This is a genomic window from Streptomyces sp. NPDC002574, from assembly GCF_042889545.1.
Taxonomy (GTDB): Bacteria; Actinomycetota; Actinomycetes; order Streptomycetales; family Streptomycetaceae; genus Actinacidiphila.
Genome location: NZ_JBIARB010000003.1, coordinates 97753 through 110500, shown reverse-complemented (window position 1 = coordinate 110500; position 12748 = coordinate 97753). Strand labels below are relative to the sequence as shown.

At 73.5% G+C, this 12748-nt stretch carries 14 protein-coding genes; 5 read left to right on the top strand and 9 right to left on the bottom strand.

What is annotated here, in order from left to right; genetic code table 11:
* Positions 1–43 precede the first annotated feature (43 nt).
* The 8 genes from def to ACFYXS_RS07400 form a co-directional block, all read right to left on the bottom strand.
* Entirely contained in the window at positions 44–664 is a 621-nt protein-coding gene (gene def / locus ACFYXS_RS07435) for a peptide deformylase (protein ID WP_389244912.1), read from the bottom strand.
* 73 nt (positions 665–737) lie between these two features.
* Entirely contained in the window at positions 738–1709 is a 972-nt protein-coding gene (locus tag ACFYXS_RS07430; RefSeq protein WP_384278082.1) for a tetratricopeptide repeat protein, read from the bottom strand.
* Between the two features lie 231 nt (positions 1710–1940).
* Positions 1941–3155: an HD-GYP domain-containing protein gene (locus tag ACFYXS_RS07425; RefSeq protein ID WP_389245797.1), complete on the bottom strand. Its 1215-nt coding sequence runs from the start codon at positions 3153–3155 to the stop codon at positions 1941–1943.
* Positions 3156–3205: 50 nt separating this feature from the next.
* The gene (locus tag ACFYXS_RS07420; RefSeq protein WP_389245795.1) at positions 3206–4579 is read right to left on the bottom strand and encodes an HD-GYP domain-containing protein; all 1374 of its coding nucleotides are present in this window, start codon (positions 4577–4579) and stop codon (positions 3206–3208) included.
* A gap of 190 nt (positions 4580–4769) precedes the next feature.
* Positions 4770–5084: a mycothiol system anti-sigma-R factor gene (gene rsrA / locus ACFYXS_RS07415; RefSeq protein WP_389244909.1), complete on the bottom strand. Its 315-nt coding sequence runs from the start codon at positions 5082–5084 to the stop codon at positions 4770–4772.
* A complete protein-coding gene (locus ACFYXS_RS07410; RefSeq protein ID WP_319665126.1) occupies positions 5081–5743 on the bottom strand; it encodes a sigma-70 family RNA polymerase sigma factor in 663 nt (220 codons plus the stop codon). The genes rsrA and ACFYXS_RS07410 overlap by 4 nt, the downstream gene beginning before the upstream one ends.
* Positions 5744–5974: 231 nt before the next feature.
* Positions 5975–6631 carry an alpha/beta family hydrolase gene (locus ACFYXS_RS07405; RefSeq protein ID WP_389244907.1) on the bottom strand — a complete coding sequence of 219 codons (657 nt, stop codon included), beginning with the start codon at positions 6629–6631 and terminating at the stop codon, positions 5975–5977.
* A 22-nt stretch (positions 6632–6653) separates the two neighbouring features.
* Complete coding sequence (locus ACFYXS_RS07400) at positions 6654–7469, bottom strand: SOS response-associated peptidase (protein ID WP_389244904.1); 816 nt, start codon at positions 7467–7469, stop codon at positions 6654–6656.
* Positions 7470–7523: 54 nt separating this feature from the next.
* Here ACFYXS_RS07400 and ACFYXS_RS07395 point away from each other — a divergent pair, with 54 nt between their 5' ends.
* The 4 genes from ACFYXS_RS07395 to ACFYXS_RS07380 all read left to right on the top strand — a co-directional run bounded on the left by ACFYXS_RS07395 (position 7524) and on the right by ACFYXS_RS07380 (position 11059).
* Positions 7524–8219 (top strand): M50 family metallopeptidase, encoded by a 696-nt coding sequence (locus ACFYXS_RS07395; RefSeq protein ID WP_389244902.1) that lies wholly within the window; start codon positions 7524–7526, stop codon positions 8217–8219.
* A gap of 98 nt (positions 8220–8317) precedes the next feature.
* A complete protein-coding gene (gene aroA, locus ACFYXS_RS07390; protein WP_389244900.1) occupies positions 8318–9664 on the top strand; it encodes a 3-phosphoshikimate 1-carboxyvinyltransferase in 1347 nt (448 codons plus the stop codon).
* 4 nt (positions 9665–9668) lie between these two features.
* Positions 9669–10670 carry a ribosome small subunit-dependent GTPase A gene (gene rsgA / locus ACFYXS_RS07385; protein WP_389244898.1) on the top strand — a complete coding sequence of 334 codons (1002 nt, stop codon included), beginning with the start codon at positions 9669–9671 and terminating at the stop codon, positions 10668–10670.
* Between the two features lie 65 nt (positions 10671–10735).
* Positions 10736–11059: a multidrug efflux SMR transporter gene (locus ACFYXS_RS07380; RefSeq protein WP_319665030.1), complete on the top strand. Its 324-nt coding sequence runs from the start codon at positions 10736–10738 to the stop codon at positions 11057–11059.
* Between the two features lie 30 nt (positions 11060–11089).
* On the opposite strand, the gene ACFYXS_RS07375 is transcribed toward ACFYXS_RS07380, so the two are convergent.
* On the bottom strand, positions 11090–11728 hold the full coding sequence (locus ACFYXS_RS07375; RefSeq protein ID WP_389244895.1) for a TetR family transcriptional regulator: 639 nt from the start codon (positions 11726–11728) through the stop codon (positions 11090–11092).
* A gap of 122 nt (positions 11729–11850) precedes the next feature.
* Here ACFYXS_RS07375 and hisN point away from each other — a divergent pair, with 122 nt between their 5' ends.
* Positions 11851–12648, top strand: a complete 798-nt coding sequence (gene hisN / locus ACFYXS_RS07370; RefSeq protein ID WP_389244892.1) for a histidinol-phosphatase — start codon at positions 11851–11853, stop codon at positions 12646–12648.
* The last annotated feature ends 100 nt before the right edge of the window (positions 12649–12748 follow it).

The window sequence follows — 12748 nt, the reverse complement described above, 5'->3', positions numbered from 1 at the left end:
AAGATCGCGCCGGGGAGCACAGGCTAACGGCCCGCAGGAAAGGTCAGTCGTTCGGGACGGTCTCGTACTTCGGCGTCAGCTCGGCCATCTGCCGGAGCGCGTCCTTGCGGTCGCGCTTGGAGAGCCGGTCGATGTACAGGTACCCGTTCAGGTGGTCCGTCTCGTGCTGGAGGCAGCGGGCGAAGAAGCCGGTGCCCTGGACGACGACGGGGTCGCCGTGCAGGTCCTGGCCGCGGCAGACCGCGAAGTCGGGGCGCGGGAGCTCGGCGTAGGCGCCGGGGACCGAGAGGCAGCCCTCGTTGCCGTCGTCGAGGACGCGGCGCTCGGCGGGGAGGTCGTCGACGACCGGGTTGACGACGTGGCCGACGTGGCGGACCCCGTCGTCGTCCGGGCAGTCGTAGACGAAGACGCGCAGGTTCACGCCGATCTGGTTCGCGGCCAGGCCGACGCCCTCGGCGGCGTGCTGGCTGGCGAACATGTCGTCGATCAGGGCGGCCAGGTCGTCGTCGAAGGACGTGACCGGGGTGCACGGGTGGTGCAGGACCGGGTTGCCGACGACCGTGATGGGACGGGCCGTGCCACGGGCGCGGTGGGCCGCCTCACGTTCCTCGGCGTCCGTCACGTCGTCGGTGAATGCGGTCTGCTCGGTGTCCTGCTGCGACATGGTCCGTCGTACGCCTTCCTGGGGCCTGCTCCAACGCTGGATAGCCCATCAAGGGTACGTGCAGCCGAGCGGGTCAGCAGACCTCTTCGAGATCGCGCCAGTCCCGGGTGTCCGGGCTGTCCGCCACCCAGCTGTCCAGCAGTCCCCGCACCAGCCCGACGGGGGCGGCGATCCCGCACTCCCGCTCGGGGGCCCACAGGGCGCCCGGGCTGCGGTGGCTGAGGTGCCCGGGGTGACCGGGCTCACCCTGGTCGTGGGGGTCGCGGGAGGCGTCGGAGCCGTCGTCGGTGGGCATCCGGCTCTCCGAGCAGGTGCGGCACAGCAGCCGAACGGAGGACGACCAGTCCTCGGCGGCGTACCCCGCGTCGGCGGCCAGCTGCTCCAGCGCGTCACGGTCGGCCTCGGTGGCCGCCTCCAGCAGCACCAGCCAGGTCGGCACGGGCGAGGGCGCCCACAACTCGATCTCGTCGAAGACCGGGTACGTGGCGCCGTCGGCGGTACGGCGCTCGCCGTGCGGCACGCCGTCGTGCAGCACGACCTCGCCCCAGCGGCGCCCGGAAGAGGGCAGCGGGATGCTCAGCACCTCGATGCGGGCCGGGTCGAGCCGGCGGCCCCACACCACCTCGGCCTCGCCCTCCGGGGAGAGCCGCACCGTGGAGCTGCCGAGTTCCATGTCGATCGGGCCGGTGCCGGCGGTGTCGGGCCGCAGTCCGTAGGCCTGCCAGGCGCGCCGGGCCAGCGGCCAGTCCTGCAGCGCGGTGGCGGCGATGCCGACGTTCCACCAGTCGGGGGCGCCGGGAGCCCGGTCCAGGAGGGCGACGGCCCGCAGGCCGGTCGTGCGGGCCTGCTCCCAGTCGTGCCGGAACTTGTGCAGCAGTGCGAGGTTGTACCAGGACTCCGAGCGCCAGGGCTCCAGATCCGCGGCGCGGATGAGGAGCGCGCCGGCGTCCTCGTACCGCCCGTCGCTGATCAGGGTGAACGCGCGATCGGTCGCCTGCCGCCAGGTGGCGGAGGGCCGATGGCGTGCCCTGCCGAAGATCCTCAAGGTGTCCCGCCTGCCGTTCGCTTTCGCTGGTGCTCCACGGTGCCCCGTCCGTCCCCCCACGTCCCGTGCTCAGCGGTGCTCATCAGTCCTCCTTGCCATCGGCAGGGCCTGTCACACACGGCCGGGCTCGTCGGTTTGCCAGCATGGGCGACATGCGTGCCTCTTGGGCGCTCTGCGCCCCTGCGGGCATCCAACCATGCCCCTTGGTACGCCCGCTCATTACCGGCCGGTTCACTGCCCTCCCCTGGCAATGACCCTGGTCAGGGCCTCGACCACGCGGGGGTCGTATTCCTGGGCGGTGTCCAGGCGCAATCGTTCCAGCGCCTGCAGTCCCCGGCCCACGGCGGCCCCGCCCCCGGCCAGGTCCTCGTAGGCGTTGGCCGTACGCACGATCCGCCCGGCGAGCGGCTGTTCACGGTAGGGATCGGCCTGGCCCTCCACGATCCGGGCGACCTCCTCGGGCGCCCCCGTCCGGCGTACGACGGCCGCTCCCAGCAGGGCGATGCGGCGCCGTTCCGCGGGGTCGAGGGGTGCGGTCGCGCCCCCGGGTACCGGGTCCACGAGGGAGAGTTGGCCGATGTCGTGCAGCAGGGCGGCGTGCTCCACGGCGGCCAGGGCCCGTCCACCCAGGCCGAGTTCCCTGCCCAGGGCGTGACTGAGCGCGCCGACCCGGCGGGCGTGTCCTGCCGGGGTGCAGCCGGCCAGGTCGGTGGCCCGGGCGAGCGAGGCGACCGTCGCCCGCCGGGTCGCCCGGATCGCCGCGTGCCGCCGGAAGGCGGTCTGCGTCAGCAGCAGCGGCACCGCGCACACCGGCACCGCCCACAGGCCCGCCGCCTCCACCGCCTGCGCCAGCACCGCCCCGCCCGCGCACACCGCCGACCCCACGCCGGGCAGTGCGGCCACCTCGTCCCGCAGCACCGGCGCGAAGGGCTCCCGCGTACGGGCGGCGGTCAGCCACGCGGCCAGGACGGCGTCGCACAGGATCGTGCTGGCGAGCAGCAGCACGGCGTACACCGGGTGGCCGCCGCTGCCGCCGTACAGCGGCTGCGCGCAGGCCGCCGCGAAGCCGGTGGTGAGGACCCGCCGGGCGGCGGCGTCCCACGTCCCGCCGCGCACCCGCCCGGCGAGGACGGTGCAGCCGACGACCGTGACCACGACGGGCACCGCCTCGGTGCCCACCAGCGCGTACCCCAGCGTCCCGGCGAACGCCACGGGCGCCGCCTCCCTGCCGTCCGCCTCGGCGACCCTGAGCACCTCGCCGACCACGACGAGTGCCCCGAACACGGCGGCGGACGCCGGGTCGGCCACCCCGTGCACGGCCGTCCAGCCGAGCCCGGCGGCCCCGGCGGCGAGCGCGAGGGCGTGCACCACGTGTGCGACCGACGAGGTCCCCCGGCGGCGGCGGTGGTGGCGGCGGCGACGCAGCAGCCCGGTGGCGGCGGCCATCGCGGCCGCCGCCGGTGTGGCGCGCCGGTGCCCGCGGCCGCCCGGCTCGGTCACGCCCGCCGCCCCTTGCCGCCGCGGCGGCCGGTCGCGCGGTCGGCGCCGCCGTGTCCGCGGGCGTGCCGGCGCGGCGCGACGACCCGTCCGGCCACCGGGGTGACGTCGGCGGGACCGGGCGCGGCGAAAGGTTCCGGCTCGTCGGTGGTGAGCGCGGGGTTCCAGCCGTCGCGGTCCACGATGCGCACCAGCGCCTCGACCATCTCGGGGTCGAAGTGGCGGCCGGAGCACCGGCGCAGCTCCCCCAGCGCCTCGCCGACCTCCCGGGCGGCCTGGTAGGTGCGCGCCGACGTCATGGCGTCGAAGGCGTCGGCCACGGCCACCACGCGGGCCGAGGAGGGGATGGCGTCGCCGGCCAGGCCGTGCGGATAGCCGGAGCCGTCCATGCGTTCGTGGTGGTGGAGGATCGCCGACCGGGCGTCGTCCAGGAACTCGATGCCGCGCACGATGTCGTGGCCGTAGCCGGGGTGCAGTTCGATGATGCGGCGTTCCTCGGGGGTGAGCGGACCGTCCTTGCGCAGCACGCGCGTCGGGACGCCGATCTTGCCGATGTCGTGCAGGATGCCCGCCAGCCGCAGGGCCTCCACGCGCTCGGCGGGGAGGCCGATCTCGCGGGCGATCAGCGCCGAGGCACGGCCGACCCGCTCGCTGTGGCCCCGGGTGTAGCGGTCCTTGATCTCCACGGCCTGGACCAGGGCGCGCACGGTGGCCTGATGGGTGGCGCGTTCGCGCTGCGCCTGACCGGCGACCCAGCGCGCGATGTGGGTCGGCAGCAGCGCCAGGACCGCGGCGAGGCTGCCGAACGGGCCCTGCCAGAGCACCGCCGCCAGCAGTCCCACCAGCGCGTACGTGAGGTGCGGTGCGAGGGAGCCGAGCAGTGCGTCACGCCACGCGGGGACCGCGGGCACGCGTTCCGCGGCGATCAGCACTCCGCCGGTCAGCGCGGCCGACACCAGCCAGAACACCAGCGCCGCGCCCGCCGCCGGGAGCAGCAGCCCCGGCAGCCGGTCGGGCGGTCCGTCGTCGAGCAGCCCCCGTACCCGGGCCGCGGCGTACGCGGCCAGCGAGAGCTGCGCGGCGTGCCACACCCTGCGCACCGCGCGGGGCTCACCCCGCACCGGCGCGGCCAGCGCGCCCGGAACCGCCACGAGGGCGGCCGCGCCCGGCGGCAACAGCAGCGCGGCGGCGAACAGCACCGGCGGCAGCGACGCCCCGGCCAGTTCCCCGGCGAGATACAGAGACGCCAGAAGGGCCGCCGTCACCCAGGGGACGCCGTCGTACGGAGCCGTGACGAGCGCGCCGCAGGCCGACAGCACGACGGCCGGCAGGTACACCCGCGCCGCCGGCGGAAATTCCCGCACCACCCGCATCTCACGCACGTGACGAGGCTAGGGGCGCGGTCGCCGCCCGGCGGAGGAGCAGCCGGGATTCCCGCCTTCGGGTGATCCCGCGTGACCTCGCGCGTTACGGGTGGGACGGCGCCGCCGGGCCCCGCACAGCGGTCCGGCGGTGCCGGGGGCACCGCCGGACCGGGCGGACCGTGTCCGCCGGATGCCTGGCCTAGGAGGCGGTGGTGGTCGCGTCCCCGCCCTCGAGCGGGCCGGGGACGGGTGCGACCTCGCCCTCGCGGATCAGCTCGATCCGGGTGAGGACCTTGGACCGCAGGTCCGAGGGGACGTCGTCCTGGCCGCAGCACCGCTTGACCAGCTTCTTGACGGCCTGTTCCAAGCCGTACTTCTCCAAGCACGGGTGGCACTCGTCGAAGTGCTGCTTGAACTTGACGCAGGCGTCGTCGGACATCTCGTTGTCCAGATACTCGTAAAGGTGGTCGAGTACCTCGGAACAATCCGTCTCATGCGCGTTGCCGCAGCTCATGTGCCCGAGCCCTTCTCGTCGCCCGCGCCCGCCGGGACGAGCCCGCGCTCCCGCGCGTAGTCCTCCAGCAGCGAGCGCAGCTGCCGCCGCCCCCGGTGCAGACGCGACATCACCGTACCGATGGGCGTACCCATGATGTCGGCGATCTCCTTGTAGGCAAAGCCTTCGACGTCCGCGAGATACACCGCGATCCGGAACTCCTCCGGAATCGCCTGCAGCGCCTGCTTCACATCGGAGTCGGGCAGGTGGTCCAGCGCCTGGGACTCCGCGGAGCGCAGGCCGGTGGACATGTGCGACTCCGCACGTGCCAGCTGCCAGTCCTCGATCTCCTCCGTGCCGCTGCGCTGGGGCTCGCGCTGCTTCTTGCGGTAGGAGTTGATGAAGCTGTTGGTGAGGATGCGGTAGAGCCACGCCTTGAGGTTCGTTCCCTCACGGAACTGGTGGAAGGACGCGTACGCCTTGGCGTACGTCTCCTGCACCAGGTCCTCCGCGTCGGCCGGGTTGCGGGTCATGCGCAGCGCCGCCGAGTACATCTGGTCGAGGTACTCCAGCGCGTCCCGCTCGAAGCGCGCACTGCGCTCGAGGTCCGACTCCTGGGATACCTGGACCTGCTCCTGTACCTCGGACGTACTGTCGTCAGTGCCGCTGACCGGACCCACCTCCTCCACGACGGTCACGGGGCCGTACACGGACCCCACGCCATCGGAGGATATCCCGGGCGGGATCGGTGCGCTGGTCGTGCCCGCCGCACCACCGATCGCCGGCCACTCGGGCCAGGCCAGGTAAGGCGCCTCGGCACGGGCGCGGCATGCGGCTGTCGCCATGCGGCTTCCTCACTGTACGTACGAACTTTCGTGTGGACGCCTGGCACAACACGGCCCGGTCGCGGCTCATTCCCGAAGCCGCGGGAGGTCCCCCAGCCAGCCCAGTACGGCGTCTGTGAGGATCGTCACGGCCTCCTCCTGGCCCAGGTCCGCGGACTTCGGCACGGCGAATCCGTGGTCGGCGTACGGCACCTCGACCGGCTCGTGACCGGGCGGGAACTCCTCGGGCCGCCCGAAGGGGTCCCGGCCGCCCTGCACGACCAGGGCCGGGACGCCCGCGCCGGTCAGCTCGTCGACGCGGGACCTCTCCGGCTTGCCGGGCGGGTGCAGCGGGAAGGACAGCGCGAGCACAGCGGCCGCGCCGAGCGCGTCGGCGGTGCGGCAGGCCACCCGTGCCCCCGCGCTGCGCCCCCCGGCGACGACCGGCAGGCCCGGCGCGGCCAGCGCCGGCCACAGGGCGGTCCAGGCCGCGTCGAGGGTCTTCGGGGCGGGCGCCAGCTTCTTGCCGGCCACCCGCCAGGGCTGCTCGACCAGTGCGACGGTCCAGCCGTGCGGCGGCAGGGCGGCCGCCAGCGCCGCCAGGTCGCGGGCCTCGATGCCGCCGCCCGCGCCGTGACCCAGCGCGACGACGGCGCGCGCCCCGCGCGCCCGGTGCCAGGTGATGCGGGCGTCCCCCACCGGGGTGGGCACGGTCTCGACGGTGTCGGAGATCACGTTCACCATCGCAGTCTTCCACCGGAGAGGGTCAGAACAGCGTCGCCTCCTCCGGCGCCTCGATCGGCTCCACCAGCTCGGGCCCGTTGTTGCGGACGTTGCTGACCTCGGTGCGCACCGGGTGGGCGCGCAGCAGCCCGTGGCCCGGCGGGTCGAGCAGTGCGCGCAGCGCGCCGGGATCGGTGCGGGCGGGGTCGAGCCAGGCGTCCCACCGGTCAGGGGTGAGCCACAGCGGCATGCGGGGGTGGATGTCGGACAGGGCGCGCGGGCCCCCGGGGCGCTCGGCGGCGTCGGCGAAGGGCTCGGTGTCGGCCTCGGTGGTGATCACGGCGCAGGTGACCCACCAGGCGCGCGGATGGTCGTCGGGCAGGGTGCGGTCGCGCCAGAACTCGTAGAGCCCGGCCATCGCGAAGACCGATCCGTCGGCGGGGGTGACGAAGTACGGCTGCTTGCGGGGCCGCTTCCTCCTGCCCTGCTCCTCCAACTGCCGCTCGTCCTTGCCGGTGACCCACTCGAAGTAGCCGTCGGCGGGCAGCAGGCAGCGGCGGGAGGCGAACGGCCGCTGGTAGGAGGGCTTCTCGTGCACCGTCTCCGCCCGCGCGTTGATCATCTTCACGCCGACGTCGGGGGACTTGGCCCAGCTCGGCACCAGGCCCCAGCGCAGCGCGCGCAGTTGCCGGACGATCTCGCCGGTCTCCTTGTCGGGGCGCTCCAGCACCGCGTAGGTGCTGTCGGTGGGAGCGACATTCCAGTTGGGGTCCAGCGCCTCGGTGGGATCCCATTTCCGCACGTCGAAGAGGTCGACGAGTTCTTCGGGCCGCCGGCTCGCTGCATATCGACCGCACATGAGTGCCAGATTGCCACGGCGCGCGCACAGCTCGCCGTCATAGGGTGCGGAACCGTGCAGCTCATCGACTCCCTCTTCGGCACCCAGCCCTCGCCGTCCGCCTGGGTGGTCGGTGCGACGGCCGCCGTCGCCCTGGCCGCCGTCCTTCCGCACGGCATATGGCGGTTGTCGCGCAACGCCGTCACCATCGCGCACGAAGGCGGCCACGGCCTGGTCGCGCTGCTGTCCGGACGCCGTCTCCAGGGCATCCGGCTGCACTCGGACACCTCGGGGCTGACCGTCTCCCGCGGCAAGCCGTACGGCCTCGGCATGATCCTGACCGCCGCGGCCGGCTACACCGCGCCCTCGCTGCTCGGGGCGGGCGGCGCGCTGCTCCTGGCGGCCGGGCACATCACCCTGCTGCTCTGGAGCGCGACCGCGCTGCTCCTGCTGATGCTCTTCATGATCCGCAATGCCTACGGCGTGCTGACGGTCTTCGTCACCGGCGGGATCTTCCTCCTGGTGTCCTGGCTGACCGAGCCCCAGGTGCAGGCGGTCTTCGCGTACCTGGTGGTGTGGTTCCTGCTCCTCGGGGGCGTGCGCCCGGTGCTGGAGCTCCAGCAGAAGCGACGCGGCGGAGCGGCGCCGAGCTCGGACGCGGACCAGCTGGCGCGGCTCACGCACACGCCGGCCGCCCTGTGGATGCTGCTCTTCTACGCCGTCGCGCTGTTCTCGCTGTTCGGGGGCGGACGCTGGCTGCTGGGGTTGTAGTCCGCGTGTAGCCCTTGCGGGCGGACCCCTGTTTCCGTCAGGTTTCGTCCGCTTTGTGCGCGATTCAGCCTCACGTTCAACCACTACGCTTGGTTTCCATGACCGGTACCCCCGCGCACACCGCCCTGTGGCCCGCACCGCACGCGTCCGCCCCCGTCGACGCCACGGTCACCGTGCCCGGATCCAAGTCGGTCACCAACCGCGCCCTGGTGCTGGCGGCCCTCGCCTCCGAGCCCGGCTGGCTGCGGCGCCCGCTGCGCAGCCGGGACACCGTGCTGATGGCCGAGGCGCTGCGGTCCATGGGCGTCCAGATCGACGAGGTGGTCAACCCGTACGGCGGCGAGGCGTGGCGGGTCATCCCCGCCGGGCTGCACGGCCCCGCGACCGTGGACGTCGGCAACGCGGGCACCGTGATGCGGTTCCTGCCGCCGGTCGCCGCGCTCGCCGACGGCCCGGTGCGCTTCGACGGCGACCCCCGTTCGTACGAGCGGCCCCTGCACGGCGTGATCGACGCCCTGCGCGCCCTCGGCGCCCGCATCGACGACGAGGGGCGCGGCGCGCTCCCGCTGACCGTGCAGGGCGGCGGGGCGCTGGACGGCGGTCCGGTGTCGATCGACGCGTCCGCGTCCTCGCAGTTCGTCAGCGCGCTGCTGCTCTCGGGCCCGCGCTACAACCAGGGCGTCGAGGTCCACCACACCGGCCCCACCCTGCCGTCCATGCCGCACATCCGGATGACGGTGGAGATGCTGCGGCACGCGGGCGCCAAGGTCGACACCCCGGAGAACGGCGGCGAGCCCAACGTGTGGCGGGTCGACCCGAGCGCGCTGCTCGGCGTGGACCTCACCATCGAGCCGGACCTGTCCAACGCCCAGCCGTTCCTGGCGGCCGCCCTGGTCACCGGCGGGCGGGTCGTCATCCCCGACTGGCCGGCGCGCACCACCCAGCCGGGCGACGCGCTGCGCGAGCTGTTCACCCGGATGGGCGGCTCCTGCGAGCTGACCGACGCCGGCCTGGTCATGACCGGCTCCGGCCGGGTGCACGGCATCGACGCCGACCTGTCGGAGGTCGGCGAGCTCACCCCGGGCATCGCCGCGGTCGCCGCGCTGGCGGACTCCGAGTCGGTGCTGCGCGGGGTCGGGCACCTGCGGCTGCACGAGACCGACCGGCTGGCCGCGCTGACCAAGGAGATCAACGGTCTCGGCGGCGACGTCACCGAGACCGAGGACGGCCTGCGCATCCGCCCGCGGCCGCTGCACGGCGGGGTCTTCCACACCTACGACGACCACCGCCTGGCGACCGCCGGCGCGGTCCTCGGCCTGGCCGTGGAGGGCGTGCAGGTGGAGAACGTCGCCACCACCGGCAAGACGCTCCCCGACTTCCCCGACATGTGGACGGCCATGCTGGGCACCACACCGGCCGCCCCCGCGTCCCCGGTGCGGGTCTGAGGTCATGCGGCGCTACGGCAAGCACACCGACGAGGACGACGTCCGGTCCCGCCCGAACCCCAAGGGCAACCGGCCCCGCTCGACCCTCCGCCCGAAGCACGAGGACGCCGAGGAGGGCTTCGTCCTCACCGTCGACCGCGGCCGGATCACCTGCCTCGTCGACGACCGCACCATCACCGCCATGAAGGCCCGCGAACTCGGCCGCAAGGGCATCGTGGTGGGAGACCGGGTGGGCATCGTCGGCGACCTGTCGGGCGACAAGGACACCCTGGCGCGGATCGTGCGGGTCGAGGAGCGCTCCTCCGTGCTGCGCCGCACCGCCGACGACACCGACCCCTTCGAGCGGGTGGTCGTCGCCAACGCCGACCGGCTCGCCATCGTCACCGCCCTCGCCGACCCAGAACCCCGCCCGCGGCTGATCGACCGCTGCCTGGTGGCGGCCTACGACGCCGGGCTGGAACCGCTGTTGGTGCTGACCAAGTCCGATCTGGCCCCGGCCGAAACGCTGCTGGAGACATACGCGCCGCTCGGCGTGCCGTATGTGGTCACCAGCCACGAGAACTTCGACGACGAGGCGACCGCGGCCGTGCGCGAGCACCTGGAGGGCCGCGTCACCGCCTTCGTCGGCCACAGCGGGGTCGGGAAGACCACCCTGGTCAACGCCCTGGTGGAGCGTCAGCGCGCCACCGGCCACGTGAACGCGGTCACCGGACGCGGCCGGCACACCACCACCTCAGCGCTGGCGCTGCCGCTCCAGGGCGAGCAGGGCTGGGTCATCGACACCCCGGGCGTACGGTCCTTCGGCCTGGCGCACATCGACCCCTCACGGGTCATCAACGCCTTTCCGGACCTCGTACCGGGCACGGAGGGCTGCCCCCGGGCCTGCAGCCACGACGAACCGGAGTGCGCGCTGGACGCCTGGGTGGCCGACGGGCACGCCGAACCCGCCCGGCTCTTCTCGCTCCGCCGGCTCCTTGCGACGCGGGAGCGCAAGGAAGGGGACTGACGGCCGATTTCCGGGCATGCTGTGTGATGATCGCTCATCGACAGGACGGAACGGGAGGGCGCTCGATGGCCTGGCTCCTCGTGGTGGTCGCTGGACTCCTCGAAACCGGCTTCGCGGTCTGCCTCAAGCTCTCCCACGGGTTCACCCGTCTGTGGCCGACCATCGCCTTCTGCGTCTTCGCGCTCGGCAGCTTCGGGCTGCTGACGATGTCGCTGAAGAAGCTCGACGTCGGTGCCGCGTACGCGGTCTGGACGGGCATCGGGGCGGCGGGGACCGCGATCTACGGCATGGCGTTCCTCGGCGACGTCGTCTCGACGCTCAAGCTGGTCTCGGTCGCGCTCGTCGTCCTGGGCGCCATCGGTCTCCAGCTGTCCGGCTCCGCGCACTGACCCCGCGTCGGGCCCGCGGCACCCCCGGGGTCAGGCGGCGCCCGCCCAACCGCGCCCGAGCATGCCGCGCACCAGGCGGGCCACCCGCAGGCACGCGTCCTCGTCGGTGGCCAGCGGCGCCATGACGTACGACACGCCGACGCGCACCGCCGCTTCGCACGCCCAGGCGAGGTCGGCCGGGTCCAGTTTGGGAAAGCCGCGCTCCAAGGTCGCGACGGCGCGGGTGCGCAGCGCGGCGAGCACCTCGGTGGGGGTCAGTGGGAGGTCGCTCTTGCGCGGCCGTGCCCCGGGCGACCGGGGCACGGGGATGCGGGTGATGGCGGCCGCCGGAACGCGGCCCCCGCGGCATCCGGTCAGGACGGCGCGCACCAGGGGGTTGCGGCGGGCCTCGTGCAGGAGCCGGCCGGTGGCCGCGGCGAAGCATTCCCCGGGGTCGCCGCCCTGGTCGGCGGCGGCGGACAGGACGCGTTCGACACCGGCCACGAGCTCGTCGGCCTCGCGCCGCGCCAGCGCCCGGGCGAGGCCCTCCTTGCTGCCGAACTCGTTGTAGAGGGTCTGCCGCGACACTCCGGCGGTCGCCGCGATGTCCACCATCCGGATCGTCGCCCAGGACCGGGCGGACAGCGCGGCCAAAGCCGCGTCGAGCAAGGATTCGCGCGCTGTCGGCATGATTGCCTCCAAGCCGTCGTATAGCGGCCGTGCGCAAAGAATTGACGTGCTGTCGGTTCGTGTCAACCCTCCGTGCGCACCCTGCGTGACCCCGACAGGCTGCGATCGATACTGTTCGCTCCATGCCGGACTTCAACGACGACCTGCGCCTCGCGCACATCCTCGCCGACGCCGCCGACGCCGCGACCATGGAGCGCTTCAAGGCCTTGGACCTGAAGGTCGAGACCAAGCCCGACATGACGCCGGTCAGCGAGGCGGACAAACGCGCCGAGGAGTTGATCCGCAGTCAGCTGGGCCGTGCCCGGCCGCGTGACGCGGTCCTCGGCGAGGAGTACGGCTTCGAGGGCACGGGCCCGCGCCGCTGGATCGTCGACCCGATCGACGGCACCAAGAACTACGTCCGGGGCGTGCCGGTGTGGGCCACGCTCATCGCCCTCATGGTGCGCGGCGAGCACGGCGACGAGGGCGTGGTCGGCGTGGTCTCCGCGCCGGCGCTGGGCCGGCGCTGGTGGGCGGTGAAGGGCGGCGGCGCCTACACCGGGCGCAGCCTGTCCTCCGCCACGCGGCTGCGGGTGTCCCGGGTGAGCCGGCTGGAGGACGCCTCGTTCGCGTACTCCTCGCTCGGCGGCTGGGAGGAGCAGGGACGGCTGGACGGCTTCCTGGACCTGACCCGCTCCTGCTGGCGCACGCGTGCCTACGGCGACTTCTGGCCGTACATGATGGTCGCCGAGGGCTCGGTGGACTTCTGCGCGGAGCCCGAGCTGAGCCTGTGGGACATGGCCGCCAACGAGGTCATCATCCGGGAGGCGGGCGGTCGCTTCACCAGCCTGGACGGCACGGACGGCCCCTACGGGGGCAATGCGGCGGCCTCGAACGGACTGCTGCACGAGCAGATGCTCGGTTTCCTCAACCGCACCTAGCCGCACCCGGCACGGGCCGCCCCCGTACACCACTGATCACCCTCCGCACGCCCCTTGCTGCGCGCCGTCCCGCATGTGAACATGAGAATGCGTGAGCTTG